We start from the raw sequence: 21523 nt of genomic DNA on the forward strand, positions 1-21523 counted from the left end.
GTCCATGGGCTTTGTAAGAGCCTACAGAAACAGCCCTCAGGAAACTTCGTCGTAGAGAGGTTTCGACAGCTCTGCCCAATCCACTTCGCCGTCATCCACCAGATTCTCGAACTGCAGGATGCCCAGCTCTTCGAAACGGGGGCGCACTGACTCGGTGAGCAGGCCGATACGTTTCAGGTTGGGCATGATGCGGGTGAAGAGCAGATTGCGGAACTGGGCCATGATGGTGGAAGACAGCACCTGCTCACGGGCCTCTTCCACATCCCAGCCAAAGTGCTCAAAGACCTCGGTGCTGATCAGCCGTTCGCGCATGACCACGCAGGCTTCAAACGCGAAGTGGGCGCGCTCCTCCCTTTCCGCTTCAGAAAGAGTCTCAACAAAATCTTCCAAGTAATTGACGCCAAAGGTAACGTGGCGTGCTTCATCGCGAATCACCAGGTGGATAATCTGCTTGAGAAGCGGGTCATGGGCGGTCAGCTTGAGGGTGTTGAAGGCCGCCAGAGCCAGGCCCTCAATGATGATCTGCATGCCGATGAATTTCAGGTCCCAGCGCGGATCGGAAAGGATCTTGTCGAGCAGTGCTTTCAGGTTGGGGTTCACCGGATACAGGATGCCGATCTTTTCCTGCAGGTACCGGGTGAACACTTCAACGTGCCGGGCCTCGTCAAAAGTCTGACTCGCCGCATAGAGCTTGGCATCGTAGGACGGCGCGCAACTGGCTAATTGCGATGCCACCAGCAGTGCGCCCTGCTCCCCGTGCATGAACTGAGCCAGCATCCAGGCCAGGTTGTGCCAGCCAAAACGCAGTTTCTCGTCATCGCTCAGTGCCTCAAACGTGGGCCAGCCGTTGAACGGATTAAAGGCCTGATCGAGAGGAACCTCGCTCCTGGGGAAGGTCTGGGTCCAGTCCAGATCCATGTCTGCATTCCAGTTCAGCTCCTTGCCAAGGCGATACAACTTGCGGATACGGCCATCGGCACTGGAATAGTCCCAGTTATAGTGACCGGTAAGCGGGGTCTGGAAGATTTCCACCACATCCTGCACGTGGCCCGGTGTCAGCTTGTCTTCGATATCGTCGGAGCCGGGGCCGTCCCAGTTGTCGTAGATGCTCACGGAAGTTGGTGGCGAGGTGACATTGGTTATTTTCATGGATACACCCTTTTTAGCGTTGTAGCGCACACCCCGGAACGCAACGGTGCGCTCCGAACAGGTTCACTTAAACGCTAGGCGGAAGTGTTTGCCGGGACAATGTCGCGTTATGACAATCGGGTTGCGGGCTGGCGCAAAATCACAATCGCGGTACGGACCAGGGAAGACTAACGGAGGCAAGCAGCGGGAGGATGCATCCGCTACCAGAACATGGATAACGGACAGGCGAGTCGTGTTAATTACGGTGCCAAGCACCGCGCCCGACCTCAGGGCGCGGTCTCTTGGACAAAGAAGCGGGCCTCAATCCGTCGGGATCAGCCCGCATCATCGGACAGCAGGAAATGCGCCCGGGCAATGGTGATCGGTTCCTGGCGGTTTTTTTGCCAGGCGCTGATATGCACATTGGCTATCCGTCGGCCCAGTCGGGTGACGCTGCATTCCGCATAGGTGTCACGGAAAAGCCCGGCTCGCAGGTAATCGATGGTGAAATCGATGGTCTTGGGGACCCGTGGCTCCCCCATTTGCAACAGGATAAAGATAATCGCTGCCTGCTCCATGAAGCCTGCCACGGCCCCGCCATGCAAGGCTGGCAGAGTCGGATTACCCACCACATTGTCATGCTTGGGCAACACAAAGGTCAGCTCGTCCCCTTGTGCCACCACCTGGATACCCAGAAAGCGGGCATAGGGTACCCGGTCGATCAGGCTCTGGTAGTCCGCCTCGCCGGCTCGGCATTCTTCAATCAGGGTTTTCAGTGCTTTCATTGCCCCACCACCTTGCCAGCAGTTTCAATTTTCAACCGGGTGTAGGTTGCCAGACCGGTTGCGATGGGCTCGTCCTCGGCGCCCTCCTCCCAGGTGGTGATGCGGACAAAGGCCACATGGTTGGTGAGCCGGTAACAGGTGGCTTCGCAAACCACCGCAGCACCCTTGGCCGGTCCACGAAGGTGGTCGACGCGAAAGTCGATGGTGGGGGTGATTTCGAACGTGGGAAAGGTGCGACAGGTCACTGCCATACCGCCAGCATGGTCCATCATGGCGAAGATGGCGCCACCATGCATGACGCCGGTTTCCGGGTTACCCACCAGATCCTCTCGCCAGGGAACCCTTACCCTGACAGCGTGTTCTTCTGCGCTGAGGACTTCCAGTCCCAGTACCACCGAGTGTCTCACCGACTCCAGAAAACGGTTACAGACATCCAGGCGGGTGTAAGGTAATGATGAGTTTGTCACGACGGCCAATGCCTCCTGTGCGTCGGGCGCGATAGATTAACGAGTCGACATTAATCTGCAAAGTGTTACTTTTTCACCATGGTAATACGTTGCCCTGCCGCTAGCATTTCATCCCCCCTGATTGTCGGAGGCCGCCCATGGCGACGTCATCCCGTTTGAAAACCAGTCTGCGTGCCGTTGGGCATATCGTCGAGCGTCGGCGGCATCCGCAACGGTTTATCCAGATCGACAAATGCCCCTGGGATGAAATCTACCGGGACGGCATCATGGCCGTTCGCCATTATAGCCTGCCGCCCATGAGCGAAATCCCGGTCAACGACGAAATGATGCCGGTAGAACGCAACAAATACCGCACCCCGTTGATTCTGGTGCCGGCATTGGGCATCCAGTGCTGGACCTACGATCTGATGCCGAACCGCTCCATGGTCCGCTATCTGATGGCCCGGGGCTATGACGTCTATCTGGTGGACTGGGGCAAACCCTCCCAGGCGGAGCGCAGCCTGGATCTGGATACCTATGTGAACCGCTGGTTGCCGGCGGCAGTGGACACAGTGAAAGCCCACTCCGGTCAGGAACAGGTCAATCTGCTGGGCTACTGCATGGGAGGCCTGCTCTGCCTCATGTATCTGGGCGGACACCCGGATGCCCCGGTGCGCAGCCTGATCACGATTGCCAGCCCGGTGAATTTCCACAAGAGCGGCCCCTTCGGCAAGGCTCTGGGCCTGGCCTCCATTCCGGCCATGCAAGCCCACGACTGGTTCAAGGTGCGCCTTTCCCCCCTGGACGACAAGCTGTTCCATATCCCGGCGGGGCTGCTCAGATTCGGATTCAAGATGACCAACCCGCCGGGGGTGGTTCAGGCTTACCTGGATCTGGTAAAGAATATCGCCGACCGGGAATACGTCACCGAGTACATGACCATGGGCCAATGGTTCAACGATATGGTGGATTACCCGGGCGCGGTGGTGCGGGAAGTGATCGAGAAGATGATTCTGGCGAACAGCCTGGCCAAGGGAAAAATCCGTGTCGGAGGGCGCAGTGTGGACTTCTCCGCCATTCACCAGGATCTGCTGGCTTTTGCCGGAACCACTGACAATATCGTCAGCCTGCGCGCGGCCCGGGAAGTCTTGCGGCTAGTCGGTAGCCAGGAGAAGCGATTCGAGGAAGTCCCCGGCGGTCACGCCGGGGTGTTCTCCGGTTCCAAGGCGCCGAGCCACGCCTGGCGGATCAGTGCGGACTGGCTGGCCACCCGTTCTGATTGATGCGGGATCTGTTCAGCAGCGAGACGGGAACGCTGTAAAAGGGAGTGCCTGTCTCAATAGTCCCTTGCCAAGCGGCGGCGCGAGGTTTCAGGGCGCGACCAACTCATCCACCCGCTCTGCTATCTGGGTGGCATATCGGTAAAACAGGTACGGCACCTTGTTGGTATCCTGCTCGTTCATTCGCGGAATGGTGCCCCGGACGAAAACCCAGCGCTGCTCGACAAAAGCCAGAACCTCATTCGCTTGCGGATCGCTGGCATAGCGGCTCTTGAGGCGGCTCAGCGTGTCATCGATACTTTTTGCTTCAAGGGCAAAATCCAGCGGCGCCAACCCGGTACCGGTGGGCAAACCCGCTGACGGGAAGGCAGCCAATGCCAGATACTCACTGGCCAGCCGCTGCATGGATACCGACAAATCCGCAATATCCAGATACTGGGCGTCAGGGGCACTTTGCGCCTGTTCTGCCAATTCGGCCACTGCCAGCGTCGTGGTATTCATCTCGCTCATGGCACCGTAATCGGCATAGCCGAGAGACGCCAGCGGGTTATCCATGGCCCGGCGGGAAAGATCGTTCCAGGCCTGGCCAAAGGCGTTAGCCTGAGACACCTCGTCACCCTCAGCCTGGGATTTCAATTCAGCCACACGGCCCTCGCCGGCTTCCAGCAATTGGCGCAGGGCCGCACGATCTTCCGGGTTGTCGCCACGAATCGAGAGCAGATGAAATCCCATCCTGGCACGCCAGGCATCCGCTTCCAGCATCGCAAGCTCCGTTGCAGACAGTGCCGCTTGTGCACCGGAAACAGCCAACATCAGTGCACCCGCAAACACACACAGTCCTTGTTTTTTCACCCCGATATCCTCTTTCAACCCCATGAAAAACCCCCGCCGTTAGCGGGGGCACAATGTATCTGAATAATGGCCGTTGTGACTATTCAACGGGCCCAAAGGTGGGCTTGGCCATATCCGTTGAAGCCAGGCTGATCGCCTGCTCCATGGTATCTACCATCTGCCGGGTATAGCGGTAGATAAGAAACGGCACCGCATTTTCATAGAACTTCACCATGGACTGACGAATGAATTTCCATTTTACCGCTACCTGGTCCAGTGCCCGGGTCATGGCTTCATCGCCGGCATACTGGGTCTGGGCCGCTTTAAGCATCTTCTCGAATTCCGGTACGGCATTTTTGAAATCCAGCCGCCCCTCATCGGAACCCGCAGCCATACCGCCGGCCGGATCCGCAGCCACATTCAGGTATTCCGATGTCATCCGCTGCAGATAGGCGGAGAGCTCACGAATCTCATCGTACTGTCCACCTGAGGCATTCCCAAAGGTATCCATTTTTTCCGCCATGATGGCGGGAAGCTCATTCACGTCCTTGATGACGTAGGCATTGGTGTAACCTTGCTCTGCCATAGTGTTGCCTTTGGCAGCGTCCATGTAGAGAGCCCAGTCCTTTTCCAGGTCCATGACAAACTGACGCTCTTCACTGCCTTCCGCACTGGCTTTCAAATTGGAAAGCGCCTGACTGGCCTGTGAGATCGTCTTGTTCAGTTCCGAGGCGTAGGTATCACTGCCTGTCATCACTGTCAGCATAAAAAAGTTTGTGCGCACTTTCCACAGTGATAATTCGAACTCTTCAAGATCGGCATTGGTGATGGCTGCCATCCCCTGCACTGGCAGCAAGGCGATGGCCAAAAGGCTCCCCAGCAGACGCTTGCCCATAACTACTCCCTTTTCCAGATCGCTAATTGTTGTTGTGTGTTGTTTGTTTTTGCTCTGATCAAGCCTGCCCCAGGCAAGCAATGACGAAATTATAGTAAACACTATCACAAAATTCGTAAGAGAGAGGAACCTGACATTGATATCAAAATACCTCCATCCAATTGCGACCCGAAGCCGACCAACTATCCGGTATTTGTGACAGGTAGGGCAGCAACCATTCCGGAGCCAGCCACGCAATTACCATGAAGGCGATGGTAGCTATAATCGAAAACACATTAATAAACCAGAACAGTCCGCCGAACAGCATAACAATACCGCTCGGTAGCGGGTTCGGCGTGCCGTAGCGGTTCATGGAGCTGCTGCCATTACCCAGGTATAGGAATAGATGAAAGGGCAGATTCAGCACAGGGACCAGGGACAGCAGCGCCCACCAGCCGCTCATATCCATATCATGAAGCCGGCGCACCATCAGCCCCACCGTGTAGAGCAATAACAGCAGCCCGACTATCAGCGTGACACCAATACCGACGAGGCCAGGGACAAGCTCCACGGAAAGCAGCATGGCAAGGGCAATCAGCAAAAACCCCGTGAACCATGCGGCAAATTGGTAACAGGCATAGCGCAGCCGTCCCAGCCGTTGGCTGAGGCTCAGCACTGACAAGGGTTCGTAAACCAGGTTGCCGCGGCCATTAAAACCCGGCTTGAAGATGGCGTCGCTGTCGTCAGTCCTGCTTCTCGTCGGCACGGATATCCCCCTTTCTATCACGCCACTCTCGGTAGCTTTCAATGTCTTGGCGGGCAAATTGCCAGGATTTGGCAAGCACCCCCATATCATCCAGCAGACCTAGGCCGATAATCGGGTCAGGAATGGCGTCCAGAGGCATCAAAAAGTACACCAACGCCCCGGTGATGGTCAGCAGGGTTGCCCAGGGTACCTGCCGATAGCGCCCTGTGGCCCAATCAAGCAGCATCGCGGCCAGGAGTTTGAGCTGCCCTGCCGCCTCGCCCAGCCGTTGCTGCAACTGATCAGAGCGGCTGAACACCGCCCTGGCCAACCAGCGACTGGCGGTGGCCGAACGCAATATACGTTCGGCGCGGCGGGTGGCCTGGCGACGAAATGGATTAGCGGCCATTGAGCTCGTGGAACAGTGCGCGGTATTCCTCGGTCAGCTTGTGCTTGGGCTGCAAATTCACCAGCGGTGTGGCCTGTTCATGGGATTCCCGCATGACCACGCTGGCAGAGAGCTTGCTACTCAACATGGGCAGGCCCTCTTCTTCCAAGGATGCTACCAGCTCCTGAGGCAATCGGGCGCGGGGCTGGAACTGATTGACCACAATCCCTTCCACCTGAAGCTCGTCGTTATGGTCCTCCCGGGCTTCCTGAATATTTTCCAGCAGTGTGTACAGTGCTTTGCGGGAGAAGGCATCACAATCGAAAGGAATCAGCACCCGGTCCGCCGCAATCAAGGCGGAGAGGGTATAAAAGTTATAGGCCGGCGGAGTATCCACAAAGATCGCGTCAAAATCCTTTGCCAGGCTTTTCAGAAGGCCCCGGAGCTTATAGATCTTGTGCTTGGATTCGAGCATATGCTCGATTTCGCCCAGCTCACCATCCGAAGGCAAAACAAACAGGTTCTCGAAAGGAGTGGCATGCACGTACTCGCGAGCGTCCTTCTCTTTCAACCGAAACGATAGCGTCTGGGCAAAGAAAGTACCGATATTGGGTTTGGGGCCCTCACCATTGCTGTAGGCAGGCATCCCCAACAGGTATTGGCTGGCATTACACTGCGGATCCAGATCCACCACCAGGGTGCGATTGCCTTCGGCAGCACTGATGGCAGCCAGGTTTACCGTGATGCTGGATTTCCCCACGCCCCCTTTCTGGTTAAAGACCACACGACGCATTCCTTGTTCTCCTTAATACAGCAGACTGGCAGATCAACTGCAGAACCCGTTCCGCCGGGGCTTGCGCGTTCGGGCATTGGCGCTCTGGCCCCGATTCGATTCGAATCAGGCGACAGGCCCCTTTGACCGGAAAGACGGTTCAACGCGAACCAGGCAGGCATCTGCAGGAATTTTGTTTGTTGCCGAATCATACACAGGCCGTACTGGCTCTCCCAGTGTCCATGGGCCCTCTTTTTCTATCCACAGTTTCTGTGGATAACCGGGTGCATAACCCTTTAGTGACTGCCCACAGCCACGCCCCTTGGGCTGCCCGGGTCCTGCCGATCAAAAAAACAACACATGCCCCTGGCCAAACTCGTGCATTCGCAATCAATGCGATCCAGAGAAAGCCATACAGCTATTGTCAGCGTGGTGCTTCAAAAGGAGAAAACCGCGGACCTGCGCTGTGGAAGCTCACCCTCTGCAAGCATCCGATTGCCGGTTCAGACTCGCCGTTCCCCAGGAAATGCCAGTACGAAATCTGTTTAGTTGTGTTGAGGTTCAGGCGCTATCAGGCTAATAGTAAACGGACTGTTTATGAGGAGAGATTCATGTCGCAACCGTTTTGCCCCGTGCCCACCCAAAGCCCGCTTCGGGCCGTACCCGGTGACAAGGGGCTGCCGCTAATTGGCCACACCCTCTCCTTCATGCGCGACCCCATCGGCTTGATGCGCAAGCGGTATGACCAATACGGCCCCGTGTCCTGGACCAGCGTTTTCGGGCTGAAAATGGTGCAATTGCTCGGTCCTGATGCCAATCAATTCGTTATGCTCAACCGCGGCGATCTGTTCTCCAATCATCAGGGCTGGGATTACTTTATCGGCCGTTTTTTTCACCGCGGCATCATGCTGCTGGATTTCGAGGAGCATCGCTGGCACCGGAAGATCATGCAACAGGCCTTCAACCGCGAGGTGCTGAAAGGCTACCTGGACAGAATGGGCCCGCACATCACCACCGGGATTGCCCCCTGGAAATCGATCCCCGATTTCCACGTGCTCAATGCGGTAAAACAACTCACTCTGGACCTGGCCACGGATGTGTTCATGGGCTATGAGCTGGGCCCGGAGGCTGACGACATCAATCGCGCCTTTGTGGATACCGTTCGCGCCGGCACGGCGATCGTGCGCACCAGTGTGCCCGGTTTGCGCTGGTCAAAAGGACTGAAGGGCCGAAAGGTTCTGGAAGCTTTTTTCCGCAAGGAAATTGCCGCAAAACGCCAAAGCCGGGATTCCGATCTGTTCAGTGTTCTGTGTCACGCCGAAACCGAAGAGGGTGAGCAGTTCAGCGATGACGACGTGGTCAACCACATGATCTTTCTGATGATGGCGGCACACGACACCTCCACCATCACGCTTTCCACCCTCTTCTACTATCTGGCCAAGAATCCGCAATGGCAGGAACGTCTGCGCGAAGAAAGCCAGGCCCTCGGCAAAACCTGTCTGGACTACGAGGATCTGCCCCGGCTTGAGGGCATCGGCATGGCCATGAAAGAGGCGCTTAGGCTCTGCGCTCCGGTGCCCTCCCTGCCTCGCAAGACAGTCAAGGATGTGGAGTACGAAGGGTTCTTTATCCCCCGCGGCAGCTTCATTAACGTGGTGCCCTACTTCACGCACTACATGGAGGAGTACTGGCCGGAACCGGAAAAGTTTGATCCGGAGCGATTCAGCGACGCTCGCCGGGAAGACAAGGTGCATCCCTATGCCTGGGTACCGTTTGGCGGCGGCGCCCACAAATGTATCGGGCTGCACTTTGCGGAGATGCAGGTGAAGGCCATTCTTCACCAGGTGCTGCTCAATTACCGCTGGACTGTGCCACAGGACTACGAAATGCCGGTGGATACCACCAGCCTGCCGGTTCCCGGGGATGGGTTACCTGTAACACTGGAGAGAATTTGACACCCGGACCGTAGGCGCGCCGCCAGGGACGCGCCTACGTCTCGGGAAACGATAGGTTGATCGTCAGGCGGTAACTCTTTCTCCCTGACGCATGGTGACCAGCTCTTCCGCCGCCGTGGGGTGAATGCCCACCGTGGCGTCAAAATCAGCCTTGGTGGCCCCCATCTTGATGGCCACGGCAAATCCCTGAGTGATTTCCGCCGCGTCCTCCCCGGCCATATGCAACCCGAGCACCTTGTCGCTTTCATCGTCCACGATCAGCTTGATAAAGCTGCGCTCCTGTTTGTCACCCAAGGTATAGCGCATGGGGCGGAAACCACTTTTGTAAACCCGGACGGCAGGAGTCTGCCGCAACGCATCTTCCTCGGTGAGGCCGACGGTGCCAATGTTGGGGTGGCTGAACACGGCGGTAGCGATATGGCGGTAATCCATGTGCGATGACGGCTTGTTCTCTCCGAACAATTTTGCAGCCAGCCACATCCCTTCAGATAGTGCCACAGGTGTCAGCTGAACACGGTCAATCACATCCCCCAAGGCATAAAGCCCGGGAATGGAAGTGGCAAACCCGGCATCGACCTGGATCGCCCCTTTATCCGTCAATGCCGGAACAGCACCGTCTGCGAACAGGCCATCCAGCTTCGGCACACGGCCGGTGGCGTAAAACACTTCATCGAAGGTTTGCTGGCTGCCATCATGATAGGTGACCTGTTTGCCGCTGCCCACGACTTCAAGACGGCTCACGTCGGCATTGAACTTCAGGTCCACGCCCTGCCCGCGCATTTGCTCTGCCACAAACTGCCGGATATCGCCGTCAAATCCGCGCAGGAAAAGGTCACCGCGGTAAATCTGGGTTACCTGGCAGCCCAGCCCGTGCAGGATGCCAGCGAATTCGGTGGCGATGTAGCCTCCTCCTACCACTGCCACCGTGTCAGGCAGCGCCTCCAGGTAGAAAAGGTCGTCAGAGATTCGGGCCAATTCTGAGCCCGGGAACTCCGGCACATAAGGCTTGCCGCCGGTAGCGACGAGGATGTTCGCCGCTTTCAGCTCTTGGTCATCCACCGCAACGCGCCCCTGGCCCAGCACCTTGCCATGTCCCTCAAAAACGGTAACCCCGGCCTGGTCAAGAATTCGCTGGTAAATACCATTCAGGCGCTGGATTTCCCGGCTTTTGTTATCTCGCAGGGTTGCCCAATCAAAGGACCAGCCCTTGAGCGTAAAACCGAAATCCTCTGCCAGGGTAAATTCCTGAGGAAAATGCGCCCCGTAGGAAAACAGCTTCTTGGGGACACAACCCACATTCACGCAGGTGCCGCCAAAAAACCGCTCTTCAATGATGGCTACCCGCGCACCGTGGCTTGCCGCCATACGGGCCGCTCGAACACCGCCGGAACCGGCCCCGATTACCACCAGGTCGAATTCTTTTGTCACTGCTGACTCCTTCAAGTTAGACCCCATTGTGCGCAGTGCGAGAAGATTCACAAGACGTCCCCGCTGATACCACCCATAGCAAACGGCAATAGCAGGGACAAACCGGAATGTGTGCCAGGTCACTTGGGCTATGACCGCAGCGATAGTATGATTGGCTTGGATCAGCCGCGACGCTCAGCACGTGAAAATGACCCTTTATCGAACTGGGGTCAACATCAACGGGCGCAGCGGTACCATGGGGGTAACGTCCATCAGAAATGCTAATCTGTTGCTATATAGTCTGGATATAGCCTGGTAAGGCATTTCACGAAAACAATAACGCGTCTGAAACAGCACGCATCCAATGGGGAACGGGACACAATGCGACTGACCGGGCTGCTGGCTCTGCTATTGAGCGGCATGATCAGTTTTTCAAGTGCTGCGGCAAGCGATATCTACAAGTATCGCGCCGCCGATGGCACCATTCTGTTCACGGACCAGCCACAGGACCGGGTTGGCAGTGGCCATACTCTGCTGTCCATCCGCAAGGGATGGAATTACCAGCCCCGTGCGCTAAGCGATGCAGAGCGTGACCGTTACGATACCCTGATCACTTTCGCAGCCAGCCAGCACCGGGTCGACCCGGCGCTGGTGAAAGCCGTAATCCATGCGGAATCCCTGTTTAACCCGAAGGCCATCTCCCGTGTGGGAGCTCAGGGTCTGATGCAGCTAATGCCCGAAACGGCGGCCTATCTGAAAGTCAGCAACCCGTTTGATGCCCGTGAAAACATTCTTGGCGGCACCCGCTTTCTGGCCTACTTGAAAGGCAAGTTCTCTACCCTGGATCATATCCTGGCGGCCTATAACGCCGGCGAAGGGAATGTGCGCCGCTACGGTGGCATCCCTCCCTTCAAGGAGACCCAGGCCTATGTGCGTAAGGTCAAACAACTGCGCCATCGTTACAGCAGCCACTTTGTCGCAGGCCTGGATGACGAGAAAGTGGTCTACGCCTCCCCCATCCCTCAATAAGACGTCTGGCCGTTCTGGCACGTGCCGCGCCGCCAAAAGAAGAGAGAGTCGTCCTGTTCAGTCAGCCCGATTTTCTGTGTTGAAGCCGGTGGTTAGGGAGACAAATCCACACCCAGCCAGGGGCCGTCGTAGTCAATCCGGTATTGCTGCAGCTGGTAGTTGCCATTGAGACAGCGGCCACTCCGCAGGGAAAAGGTCAATCCATGCCCTGGGCAGCGAAGCTCCCCATGACTGATTGTGCAGCGATCCAGAGCAAAGTCTGCATGGGGACAGCGACGCTGCATTAACCGGGTTTCGCCCTCTTCATGGACCAGCAAAAGCTCAAGCCGACCGACTTTTACGGGCAATCTCAAGCCATCATATAAATCCAGCGTCCTGATCAGGCGATGAAACATGGCTTCCCTTCTCTCCGATTCGATACACCCGGCGACCTTGACTGGCGGCCTCAACGCCACCTCAACCCATCGCCCAATCAGGCTCCAATCAGGCTGTCACTTTCAAGAGGCATGAGCGGCTGCAAAGCGTCTTGTCGCCAACATTGCCACTAACGTAAAAAGCCCGCAATAGCGGGCTTTTTACTTTGCCGTGGGGCACCAGATGGATCAAGCAGGCTAATCAGTTGCCATGCTTCTCCGCCAGGTAGAACCAGGTATCCAGGACGGAATCCGGGTTCAGGGACACGGAAGAGATGCCCTGCTCCATCAGCCACTTGGCAAGATCAGGATGATCAGATGGCCCCTGGCCACAGATGCCGATGTACTTGCCCTGGGCGTTACAGGCATCGATAGCCATCTTCAGCAACTTCTTGACCGCCGGATCGCGCTCGTCAAACAGATGGCTGACGATACCGGAATCCCGGTCCAGGCCCAGCGTCAACTGGGTCAGATCGTTGGAACCGATTGAGAAGCCATCGAAGTGCTGCAGGAACTCATCGGCCAGCAGCGCGTTGGTGGGCAGCTCGCACATCATGATCACGCGCAGACCGTTTTCACCACGCTTCAGTCCGTTCTTGGCCAGCAGGTCAACCGCTTGCTCGGCTTCGCCAACAGTCCGGACGAAGGGCACCATGATTTCCACATTGGTGAAGCCCATGACGTCACGCACTTTCTTCAGGGCGCGGCACTCAAGCTCGAAGCAATCCCGGAAGTTTTCGCTGATGTAACGGCTGGCACCCCGGAAGCCCAACATGGGGTTCTCTTCTTCCGGCTCGTAGAGCTTGCCGCCGATCAGGTTGGCGTACTCGTTGGACTTGAAGTCGGACAGACGAACAATCACCTTCTCCGGATGGAAAGCCGCGGCCAGGGTGGAAATCCCCTCGACCAGCTTTTCCACGTAGAAATCCACCGGATCACCGTAACCGGAGGTGCGCTTGTCCACGTTCTGCTTCACATCTTTGGGTAAGGTATCGTAGTTCAGCAGCGCTTTCGGGTGCACACCGATCATGCGGTTGATAATGAATTCCAGACGGGCCAGACCGACGCCCTGGTTCGGCAAACCGGCAAAGTCAAAGGCACGGTCCGGGTTGCCCACATTCATCATGATCTTGAATGGCAGTTTGGGCATGGATTCAATGGAGTTGCGCTGAATATCGAATTCCAGCTGCCCCTCGTAAATCTTGCCGGTATCGCCTTCCGCACAGGAGGCCGTAACTTCCTGACCGTCGCTGAGGACTTCGGTGGCGTCGCCACAGCCAACAATGGCGGGAACACCCAGTTCGCGGGCAATGATCGCCGCGTGGCAGGTGCGCCCACCACGGTTGGTAACAATCGCTGCTGCACGCTTCATGACCGGTTCCCAATCCGGGTCTGTCATGTCCGTGACCAACACGTCGCCAGGCTGGACCTTGTCCATTTCCTTGATATTGGTAATGATGCGCACTTTACCGGCACCAATACGCTGGCCAATGGAGCGGCCTTCCACCAATACCTTGCCGGTCTGTTTGAGCAGGTAGCGCTCCATCACATTCACATCGGAGCGGCTCTTCACGGTTTCCGGGCGGGCCTGCACGATGTACAGCTTGCCGTCGTCACCATCCAGCGCCCATTCAATATCCATGGGCATGCCGTAGTGCTTTTCGATCTCGATGGCCTGACGGGACAGGTTCTCGATTTGCTCGTCGTTCAGACAGAACGTCATGCGCTCTGCCGTATCGACTTCCACAATCTTGACGGACTTGCCCGCAGAGGCTTCAGCACCGTAAACCATCTTCTGCATCTTGCTGCCCAGGTTACGGCGAAGAATGGCAGGCTTCTTGTTCAGGAGAGTCTTTTTGTGAACGTAGAATTCGTCAGGGTTAACCGCGCCCTGCACCACCATTTCACCCAGACCGTAGGAGGCAGTGATAAAGACCACATCACGGAAACCGGATTCGGTGTCCATGGAGAACATAACCCCGGCGGCACCGGTTTCTGAGCGGACCATGCGCTGCACGCCCGCAGACAGGGCCACCAGTTTGTGGTCAAAACCCTGGTGAACGCGATAGCTGATCGCGCGATCATTGAACAGGGAGGCAAACACTTCCTTGACGGCAATCATCACACTGTCGATGCCGCGAATATTCAGGAAGGTTTCCTGCTGGCCGGCGAAGGACGCATCCGGCAAGTCCTCTGCGGTAGCGGAAGAACGAACCGCTACCGGCAGATCAGCATTGCCTTCACCAATCTGTGCATAGGCGTCGCGGATAGCGCTATCCAGAGCGGGCTGGAAAGGTGCATCCACCACCCACTGGCGGATCTGCTCACCGGTCTTGGCCAAGGCGACCACATCATCCACATCCAGAGCGCTCAAGGCGTCATTGATCTTCTGTGTCAGATTGTTGTGCTCGAGGAACTCGCGAAAGGCTTCAGCGGTGGTGGCAAAACCGCCCGGAACGGAGACACCCGCTGCCGACAGATTGCTGATCATCTCACCGAGGGATGCATTTTTGCCGCCTACGCGTTCAACGTCATTTTTCCCCAGGTCCTGAAACCAGACTACATATTCCGCCAAGGTCGTCTCCTTTTTACGTATTACCGTTGATTACTGGCCTGAGCCGGCGCTAATCGAGCCGACATTCTACTCAAAACCCACACAGTTTGCCCGCCCCTCGTCGTAATTTGGGTACGACTTTGGTCAATCCCTGCATCTGCAGCGAGCTGCGACTTGCCTGGCCTGTCTATCCCATTGAAAATGAAAGGGTATTTAACCATTGGGCCAGCCTGTGCGGCGCAGTTTAGAAGGATGTGAAGGCAGGGACAACGCCCCAGGCGGGATTTCCCGAATTTGCCGGCCAATAGTTCGCAGATAGCACTGGCCCCGGACAACGGCGAGCTCTAGACTGTCATCATTGAAAACAATGACTTACGAACCCCCACAGGAGCGGCGCCTGAGCTGCGAACGACTGGCAACGCCTTTTTGCAAGTCAATACGCGGCTCAAGCGCCGCTCCTGCGGCACAGAAAACGGCTGATCCCCATGAAAAGAACGGCGTTTTATCTCTCTGACGGCACCGGCATCACCGCTGAAACCCTCGGCCACAGCATGCTCAGCCAGTTCGGCGATATCGAGTTCGTGCAGATCACCCTGCCCTTCGTGCAGTCGGATGAGCAGACCCGTGAAGCCGTGGCACGGATAAACCAGGCGTCCCGGGAAGACGGCCAAAAGCCCGTGGTGTTCTCTACCCTGGTCAACAGTGACCACCGAACTCTGCTCCACGGCTGTGACGGCCTGGTACTGGATCTGTTCGGGGCGTTTCTCAACCCCCTGGAAGACGAGCTGGGGGTGCGCTCAAGCCACAAGATCAATCAAAGCCACGCCATCCGCGATGCGGAGTCTTACCGAATCCGTATCAACGCCGTGCATTTCGCCCTGGACAACGACGATGGTGCCCGCACCCGCCATTACGACCAGGCAGACGTCATCCTCATTGGCGTGTCCCGCTCGGGCAAAACGCCGACCTGCCTCTACCTGGCTTTGCAGTTCGGTCTTTTCACCGCCAACTACCCGCTCACCGAAGACGACTTTGACGACCTTCGTCTGCCCAAGCCGCTCATGGAGCACAAACACAAACTCTTCGGCCTGACCATAAACGCCGACCGCCTCAGCGCCATCCGCAGCGAACGCAAAGCCGGCAGCAAATATGCCTCCCTCCGTCAGTGCGATATGGAGTTAAGAGCCCTGGAAGCCATGTACAACAAGCACAACATCCCGTACCTGGATGCCACTGAGTTGTCGATCGAGGAAATCAGCACGAGGGTGCTGGCAATGAAGGGATTGAAGCGTCGGTTGCAGTAATCCAGCTTCAATTATTCACCAATTATATTGGGCTGCTCCCAACGGGAGCGCGACCCAACCCGATCGCACCTCCCTCCACTGGTTAACAGATCCTCTTAAGGCTGAACTATACAATCAGGATGAAGCTCGCGCTGATCAAGAATCATGAAGCGGTTGGTATTTATACCCTCACACTGCCAGCGAGCGCTATCTGGCCAGATGACCGAGATATTTGCTTTGTCTGCTTCACCCATACCGAAATGCAAGTCTGGCGGATTCTGGCCATTGAAATTGGTGTTGGCCATGCTGACGCGAGTTTGAGTCTGCATACCGAAATCACCACCCACATCAGCCGTCAGTTGAACCTTTGCTCCCAAAGCTTCGGTATTTGGCGTTTCGCCAACCAATCTGACTGAAAGAAAACGCCTACCTGGGCCATGGCCAGTCTGGTTGCTAAAAAACTGCAAGCCCCTCGAATGGTCTAAAACGGCAATATCAATATCACCGTCACGGTCATAATCCAGACAAGTGATACCACGCCCCTCGCTTGGCAGCACAAGCCCCCATAGTATCGCCTTTTCACGGAACATCCCATCGCCCTGATTGATGAACAACTTGGGCAAGACGCCCCGGTATTCCTCAGTAATCAACTGAGCATTATCTTTAATTTTTTGACCTTTGCTATCAACAACAGCGCTATCAGGAATATGCCCAAAGCCGTTCACATGAAAAATATCCAGAAACCCATCATTATTAAAATCTGCAAAACAAGCTCCCCATCCCCAATTCCCGTCGGCAATGCCCGCTTCCTGAGTTACATTCTCAAGTAAGATGTCGCCACCATTACTATTATTTCGATACAGCCGGTTTCCTGTTACCCCCCAGTTAGCCTCCGCCACTCCATCAGGGTCGTAAATCGAAGTGACAAACCAGTCGAGATCGCCGTCATTGTCATAATCACCGAGAGCGGACCCCATGCCATTCTCATCGGTGATGATGGATCTATCGGTTATATTCACAAAAGTGCCGTCGCCTGCACCCTGCATCACCACACTGGTGCCAAAATCTGACGCCAGCAACAAATCCAGCTCCCCATCGCCATTAAAGTCACCAACTTGCGGCGAAAAATTCCAGTTCTGGGAGAGCGTGTCATCTGACAGTCCTGCTTCAAAATCGTAATGTTCCAGCTCCGCTCCGCCATTATTCTTCCAGAATAGTGGCGCAGTAAGTACATTACCTGGGAACCAATGAGCCAGGAAGATCTCCGGATAACCATCATGGTTGTGGTCCGCAAACGAAATGCCATAAGTATGACGGCTGATGGAAAGGTCAGCGGCTCTATAGTAGCTGCCATGGTCGTTAATGGCATAAATCGGTAGTTTTTTATCCTTGATATTACCGAACAGCATGTCCCGCCGATAATCACCGTTCAAATCAACCATGGCAACACCGGTAAAACCTCCACCCGGATCACCGTCAAGCAATGACTGTGAATCAAAACCTGCCTGCCCTCCCCGGTTGATATAAAATACCATCCCAGACCGTCCACCTCCGGCATAGGCAAGATCAAGCCAGCAGTCATCATCCAGATAGCCCGCACTTACACCGCCTGCGATCATGATCGGCTCAGCAGTGAGGCCACCAGCAAGATCCCAGGTCTCGGCATCAAAACCATGTGGATGAAGAGGATTGCCAAAAGGGTCATAAAGCCCGAATAAGGCCGTGTGCCGTGGTACAAAACCATAGCCCGCATTAATTGCATGTTGATTGGGCTCTTCAGAACAGTGCTCAAGCTCAGCAAACGTATTGCGTGGGGATGTAGTAAAGCTTAAAGGCACTTTTTTTTCGTAATCACCAGGCTGTGCTGGTGGTTGATTTTCATCTGGATCCGGCTCTACCGGTAAATCCGGCTCGGCCACCGGATTAACACCACTAACGAGAAGATTGCCGTCAGGATCTTCGTCAAGCTGCGGAGTCCATTGATTTCTGCAGGCATGATTCCTCACGCAGTCATCAGTAAGCGTACGCAGAAAAGCGGTGATCTCGGACACCTCCTGGCTGGTCAGCTCCCTGCCAGGAAGAAGTGGTTCCGCGATCAAAAAACTGCTCGCATTTAACGCCTTCTGGGTATGCGATAGCGCATAGTCGTAAGACAATGCACCCTGAAACTGAGCCAGGCCAGCCAGTGAAAAGTCATAGTTTTCTACACCCTGGCGCGGATGTGCATGGTAACGAATAACATCTTGAAGTAGATCGAAAGTGCCTGCATGACCGTATGGCATGGTAACGCCGATATTCAGCAAGCTGGGGACCCGGAAAGCATACCTGTCTTCCTCTCTTCTTGTACTTGCCCAACGGCCAATGTCATCTTTTTCTGCACGCATGAACCCCCGCCCAATTTGCGGGAAAGCCGTATTGTAGAAATTTTCATTGGTGAAAAAGTCGCCGCTATGGCAGCTAACGCATCCCAATCCACCTTCTTCGATTGGCTCATAAAACAAGCGAGCTCCACGCTTTGCAGATAATGAAATCACATTATCATTACCTTCTACATAGCGTTTCCAAGGTGACTCGATGAAGATCATGGATTCGATGTAAGCTGCCAAGGCTCGCTGAATATTGATAAGCGTTATTACCTCTTCAGCTCTGGCATTTGGTTGATTGAAGGCTTGCCGGAAATGAGTCACCCAGTTTTCAGGTCCATCAGGAGTCAACAGTGCCTTATCCTTTTCTCCACGAAGGCGAGAAACCAGGTGCTCCCTGTATTCTTCCTGGGACATTGCACTGAACAGATAGGCCCGCATTTCGTTGTGGTTGGTCAGAGGAAACTTGACGAAGTTTTCCAATAGGCCGTTGGCCTCCGATAAATCAGGGAAATTACCGCTTTCAGGCGTCCGGATTTCCTGCCCCTTACCACCAGTAGCAGTATCATCATCCTGAACAAAAACCCGACCGTCGAAACTCAGACTACGATCAAACAAGGCTGCATTAAAAATCGTCTGACTATTGCGGTGCATATTCGGCCCGCCATCAGCAGCCGGGTCAAGATCCTTGTTGATGTCGAGTCGACGGACAGGGCCAATCCTTGCGGAATCTATTGGAGAAACTCCAATCCCCAGAGAAAGGGCGTCGCTTCCACCGAAATCAGGGGTGTGGCAGGTAGCACATGAGGACGTAAGATCGCCAGATAGAGAATGAGAGAAAAACAATAATTGACCCAATTTTATTTTAGGATCTTCTGCAGGCGTTTGCTGACGCCGCTGACGGGGAGCAGCCGGATTGCCAGTGAGACCATTTTTAATAATGGCGTTACGAAGCCAATCATCTAATGTAGCATCATTTCCATCAAGCTCTGTCTCAGTTCCGCCAGATCCTGTATCCTGGTCAGGCTTTGTAGGAGTGTCTATATTAGCATTAGTGCTCACAACAATAGAACCTTTGCCGCTACCGCCGCCTTCGCCGCAGCCAGACAATACCAATACAATTACCAGAAACCAAAACAGGCAACTAAATTGACCAGCATTATTATCTGTTGTCATTTCCGTGCCCAGGAGATCCTTATTGAATATATGGATGAATAACCAATAAACACCCGCAGAACAGTTGGCATGATGGAAGCTCCTAGAGAGGCATTAGCAAGAGTCATTCCAATCTCATTTGGTCTTGGCGTTTCTCTTCCCGTCTTGAGTTCTTTATGTAGCTTCGTATCATTTCTTTATCCAAGCCGCCGGACTTACAATAGCCTTTGGCACAAAATTCCGTCCGCTAAAACCTTTTTACTTTGAGCTAATCTCTGAAAATATGCCCTTCCCTTTTCAGAAAACCTGCCGTATTTGCAACGCTGTATTTCAGTGGAATTATGAGCTGAATATGGATGCGCCCTTCATCACACACCCTCCAAGTGCAGCCTGAGGACATTATTCCTGCTCCTCTCAGGGTCCGTACAATTCCTTCTACAGAACTTAGGCTCAAACACAACTATATCTAACGCGAGATTGGCTTTTACAGTCAGGCAGCGACCTCTTGAATTAAACTTTTGTTTCTTACAGAGGTAACTTTTACACCGGACGCAGGAATAAAAGAACTTGTCTAGGGGCTCGCTCCCAGAGACGATGGCTCACCCCAAAAGAAATTAAAAATCATTATTACATTATAGAAAATTATTTCTATTCAACAAAATCTAGCACTCCCCCAGCAATTCTTGAAAGGAGGCTCTAGCCCAACGATGTTGCCATCTCTTGCGGCTGAAGAACCTGTAATGCCAGAAACAAAAGCTGTAACAGGCTGAGCTATATTTAAAGTAAATGCGTCAGGAGCATACATAGCCCACCCTCTTTTCACTGGTTCAACATAGCCCGGATATTGAACATCTTCCTTTTGAAAAGAAAGACCAAAAAGATCAGAGGTCACATCAATTTGATGAACATTTGCAACATTAAACGGAAGGTCGTAATTATTTAGATCATTATTAATGGCTGCATCGGATTTGCTATTAATTATGGCTTGATTCGTAGCCTCATTAGGATCATAAATTCTCAGGCCTGCAGCGAGCTGCCTTTTAATTTGATCTGAGACCCCACCGCGAAGCAAAGGAAGTAATGTAGGACCGAAAATCCCAACCAAGGCCCCAGCATCTGTATCCGCTAACTCAAGGGGCGATGCACCTACATTGGTGGAACCATCGTTATTGCCGTAAACAAGACTATTAACAACCCCTCCAAGCTCAACACCACTTACTGCGGCCTGATTTTGACGGTTGCCACTGAGCAGAACCGAATTACCATTACGAGTCACTGTTCCATAGCTAACAAGAGCTTCCTGAAAGCGAATAGACGCAATCCCGATATCAAGAATCATATCGTCGCCGAGGTTAAGATATCCGCCTTCAGGTGCAGGCAAACCAGCTCTATTACAGCCAAACCAACCACAATCCGCGCCTGGAGAGCCCCAGCTACTGGCGCCCCCATTATTCATACCGCTCGTATTGGCACCTGGAGCCACACAAGGGCGGTCTGCATAGGCACAAGTAATAGCAACATTGTCTGCGCCTTGCATTTCTAGATTTGCTTGGCCAGACATATACCCACTGAAGGTATTTAATGAGCCAAAACTTAAGGGCCCGGATACATCCTCACCACCTAGGCGAATACCAACAACCTCCCTAAGAGTTTTTGAACTATCATTTTTTATAGCAAATTGGAAAAATGGACGCTCAATCAAAAAGTCTTTCAGCTGATTTGGACTTCCAGCTGGTGCACCCGGAATTTGACGCCCACGCGGATCCAGAGAAAGGCATGCTCCTGATGCATCAGCCACACAACCTAAAGAAAAATTATCGATATCTAGATCACAAGCGCCAGAGCCATTTACTCCGCCACAGCCTAACTGCAGCTTCTCAAAATTCGCGTTCAATTCAAGCTTTGCATCAAGGCCCGCTTTATAAAACGTAAAACCATTGGTGAACTCTTTATCCATTTGCAATAGCGCCTGACCAGACACATTAGACATTTCTTTGTCAGCCATCTCAGTCATTGCACTAACCGGTAAAGCGACACCCAACAAAACAGTTGACATGCAAAACACTAACGCCATCCATGCTTTTTCTGAATAAATTCGCGAGAATAAAAAAATAC

At 54.4% G+C, this 21523-nt stretch carries 17 protein-coding genes; 4 read left to right on the forward strand and 13 right to left on the reverse strand.

What is annotated here, in order from left to right; genetic code table 11:
* Window positions 1–36 precede the first annotated feature (36 nt).
* From A3714_RS03690 to A3714_RS03700, 3 genes are all read right to left on the reverse strand, one after another.
* Window positions 37–1149 carry a ferritin-like domain-containing protein gene (locus A3714_RS03690; protein ID WP_063509906.1) on the reverse strand — a complete coding sequence of 371 codons (1113 nt, stop codon included), beginning with the start codon at window positions 1147–1149 and terminating at the stop codon, window positions 37–39.
* Between the two features lie 314 nt (window positions 1150–1463).
* Window positions 1464–1913 carry a PaaI family thioesterase gene (locus A3714_RS03695; protein WP_035244352.1) on the reverse strand — a complete coding sequence of 150 codons (450 nt, stop codon included), beginning with the start codon at window positions 1911–1913 and terminating at the stop codon, window positions 1464–1466.
* Complete coding sequence (locus tag A3714_RS03700) at window positions 1910–2380, reverse strand: PaaI family thioesterase (RefSeq protein WP_231866188.1); 471 nt, start codon at window positions 2378–2380, stop codon at window positions 1910–1912. Before A3714_RS03700 ends, A3714_RS03695 begins: the two co-directional genes overlap by 4 nt.
* A 137-nt stretch (window positions 2381–2517) precedes the next feature.
* Between A3714_RS03700 and A3714_RS03705 the strand changes: the two genes are divergently transcribed.
* The gene (locus tag A3714_RS03705; RefSeq protein ID WP_063509908.1) at window positions 2518–3642 is read left to right on the forward strand and encodes an alpha/beta fold hydrolase; all 1125 of its coding nucleotides are present in this window, start codon (window positions 2518–2520) and stop codon (window positions 3640–3642) included.
* An 87-nt stretch (window positions 3643–3729) separates the two neighbouring features.
* Here the strand turns inward: A3714_RS03705 and A3714_RS03710 are convergent, their stop codons facing one another.
* The 5 genes from A3714_RS03710 to A3714_RS03730 all read right to left on the reverse strand — a co-directional run bounded on the left by A3714_RS03710 (window position 3730) and on the right by A3714_RS03730 (window position 7270).
* Window positions 3730–4515 (reverse strand): hypothetical protein, encoded by a 786-nt coding sequence (locus A3714_RS03710; RefSeq protein ID WP_063509909.1) that lies wholly within the window; start codon window positions 4513–4515, stop codon window positions 3730–3732.
* Window positions 4516–4570: 55 nt separating this feature from the next.
* A complete protein-coding gene (locus A3714_RS03715) occupies window positions 4571–5365 on the reverse strand; it encodes a hypothetical protein (RefSeq protein ID WP_063509910.1) in 795 nt (264 codons plus the stop codon).
* Between the two features lie 142 nt (window positions 5366–5507).
* A complete protein-coding gene (locus A3714_RS03720) occupies window positions 5508–6110 on the reverse strand; it encodes a DUF805 domain-containing protein (RefSeq protein ID WP_231866190.1) in 603 nt (200 codons plus the stop codon).
* On the reverse strand, window positions 6088–6498 hold the full coding sequence (locus A3714_RS03725; RefSeq protein ID WP_062816052.1) for a YkvA family protein: 411 nt from the start codon (window positions 6496–6498) through the stop codon (window positions 6088–6090). Before A3714_RS03725 ends, A3714_RS03720 begins: the two co-directional genes overlap by 23 nt.
* A complete protein-coding gene (locus tag A3714_RS03730) occupies window positions 6488–7270 on the reverse strand; it encodes a ParA family protein (protein ID WP_062816053.1) in 783 nt (260 codons plus the stop codon). The genes A3714_RS03725 and A3714_RS03730 overlap by 11 nt, the downstream gene beginning before the upstream one ends.
* Window positions 7271–7860: 590 nt before the next feature.
* Between A3714_RS03730 and A3714_RS03735 the strand changes: the two genes are divergently transcribed.
* Complete coding sequence (locus tag A3714_RS03735; RefSeq protein WP_063509911.1) at window positions 7861–9204, forward strand: cytochrome P450; 1344 nt, start codon at window positions 7861–7863, stop codon at window positions 9202–9204.
* A gap of 63 nt (window positions 9205–9267) precedes the next feature.
* Here the strand turns inward: A3714_RS03735 and gorA are convergent, their stop codons facing one another.
* Window positions 9268–10632, reverse strand: coding sequence for a glutathione-disulfide reductase (gorA, locus tag A3714_RS03740; protein WP_156493069.1), 1365 nt, complete (start codon window positions 10630–10632; stop codon window positions 9268–9270).
* Between the two features lie 360 nt (window positions 10633–10992).
* Between gorA and A3714_RS03745 the strand changes: the two genes are divergently transcribed.
* The gene (locus tag A3714_RS03745) at window positions 10993–11640 is read left to right on the forward strand and encodes a lytic transglycosylase domain-containing protein (RefSeq protein WP_063509913.1); all 648 of its coding nucleotides are present in this window, start codon (window positions 10993–10995) and stop codon (window positions 11638–11640) included.
* Between the two features lie 92 nt (window positions 11641–11732).
* On the opposite strand, the gene A3714_RS03750 is transcribed toward A3714_RS03745, so the two are convergent.
* Together A3714_RS03750 and ppsA are read right to left on the reverse strand one after the other, a co-directional pair.
* Window positions 11733–12035, reverse strand: a complete 303-nt coding sequence (locus A3714_RS03750) for a Rieske 2Fe-2S domain-containing protein (protein ID WP_063509914.1) — start codon at window positions 12033–12035, stop codon at window positions 11733–11735.
* A 220-nt stretch (window positions 12036–12255) separates the two neighbouring features.
* Window positions 12256–14628 carry a phosphoenolpyruvate synthase gene (ppsA, locus tag A3714_RS03755; RefSeq protein ID WP_063509915.1) on the reverse strand — a complete coding sequence of 791 codons (2373 nt, stop codon included), beginning with the start codon at window positions 14626–14628 and terminating at the stop codon, window positions 12256–12258.
* Between the two features lie 464 nt (window positions 14629–15092).
* On the opposite strand from ppsA, the gene A3714_RS03760 reads away from it, so the two are divergent.
* Window positions 15093–15911, forward strand: a complete 819-nt coding sequence (locus A3714_RS03760; RefSeq protein ID WP_062816059.1) for a pyruvate, water dikinase regulatory protein — start codon at window positions 15093–15095, stop codon at window positions 15909–15911.
* A gap of 95 nt (window positions 15912–16006) precedes the next feature.
* Here the strand turns inward: A3714_RS03760 and A3714_RS03765 are convergent, their stop codons facing one another.
* Window positions 16007–19429 (reverse strand): FG-GAP-like repeat-containing protein, encoded by a 3423-nt coding sequence (locus A3714_RS03765; protein ID WP_082850709.1) that lies wholly within the window; start codon window positions 19427–19429, stop codon window positions 16007–16009.
* Between the two features lie 631 nt (window positions 19430–20060).
* Window positions 20061–21523 (reverse strand): hypothetical protein (locus A3714_RS17685; protein WP_197463360.1); only part of this gene is annotated, 1463 nt, incomplete at its 5' end.

Source organism: Alcanivorax sp. HI0007, assembly GCF_001635525.1.
In the GTDB taxonomy this organism is placed as follows: Bacteria; Pseudomonadota; Gammaproteobacteria; order Pseudomonadales; family Alcanivoracaceae; genus Alcanivorax.

What these genes read in the sequence shown, in the direction of transcription:
- A3714_RS03690 (WP_063509906.1), bottom strand. Translation starts at nt 1,149, where the DNA reads ATGAAAATAACCAATGTCACCTCGCCACCAACTTCCGTGAGCATCTAC.
- A3714_RS03695 (WP_035244352.1), bottom strand. Translation starts at nt 1,913, where the DNA reads ATGAAAGCACTGAAAACCCTGATTGAAGAATGCCGAGCCGGCGAGGCG.
- A3714_RS03705 (WP_063509908.1), top strand. Translation starts at nt 2,518, where the DNA reads ATGGCGACGTCATCCCGTTTGAAAACCAGTCTGCGTGCCGTTGGGCAT.
- A3714_RS03710 (WP_063509909.1), bottom strand. Translation starts at nt 4,515, where the DNA reads ATGGGGTTGAAAGAGGATATCGGGGTGAAAAAACAAGGACTGTGTGTG.
- A3714_RS03715 (WP_063509910.1), bottom strand. Translation starts at nt 5,365, where the DNA reads ATGGGCAAGCGTCTGCTGGGGAGCCTTTTGGCCATCGCCTTGCTGCCA.
- A3714_RS03725 (WP_062816052.1), bottom strand. Translation starts at nt 6,498, where the DNA reads ATGGCCGCTAATCCATTTCGTCGCCAGGCCACCCGCCGCGCCGAACGT.
- A3714_RS03730 (WP_062816053.1), bottom strand. Translation starts at nt 7,270, where the DNA reads ATGCGTCGTGTGGTCTTTAACCAGAAAGGGGGCGTGGGGAAATCCAGC.
- A3714_RS03735 (WP_063509911.1), top strand. Translation starts at nt 7,861, where the DNA reads ATGTCGCAACCGTTTTGCCCCGTGCCCACCCAAAGCCCGCTTCGGGCC.
- A3714_RS03745 (WP_063509913.1), top strand. Translation starts at nt 10,993, where the DNA reads ATGCGACTGACCGGGCTGCTGGCTCTGCTATTGAGCGGCATGATCAGT.
- A3714_RS03750 (WP_063509914.1), bottom strand. Translation starts at nt 12,035, where the DNA reads ATGTTTCATCGCCTGATCAGGACGCTGGATTTATATGATGGCTTGAGA.
- A3714_RS03760 (WP_062816059.1), top strand. Translation starts at nt 15,093, where the DNA reads ATGAAAAGAACGGCGTTTTATCTCTCTGACGGCACCGGCATCACCGCT.
- A3714_RS03765 (WP_082850709.1), bottom strand. Translation starts at nt 19,429, where the DNA reads ATGACAACAGATAATAATGCTGGTCAATTTAGTTGCCTGTTTTGGTTT.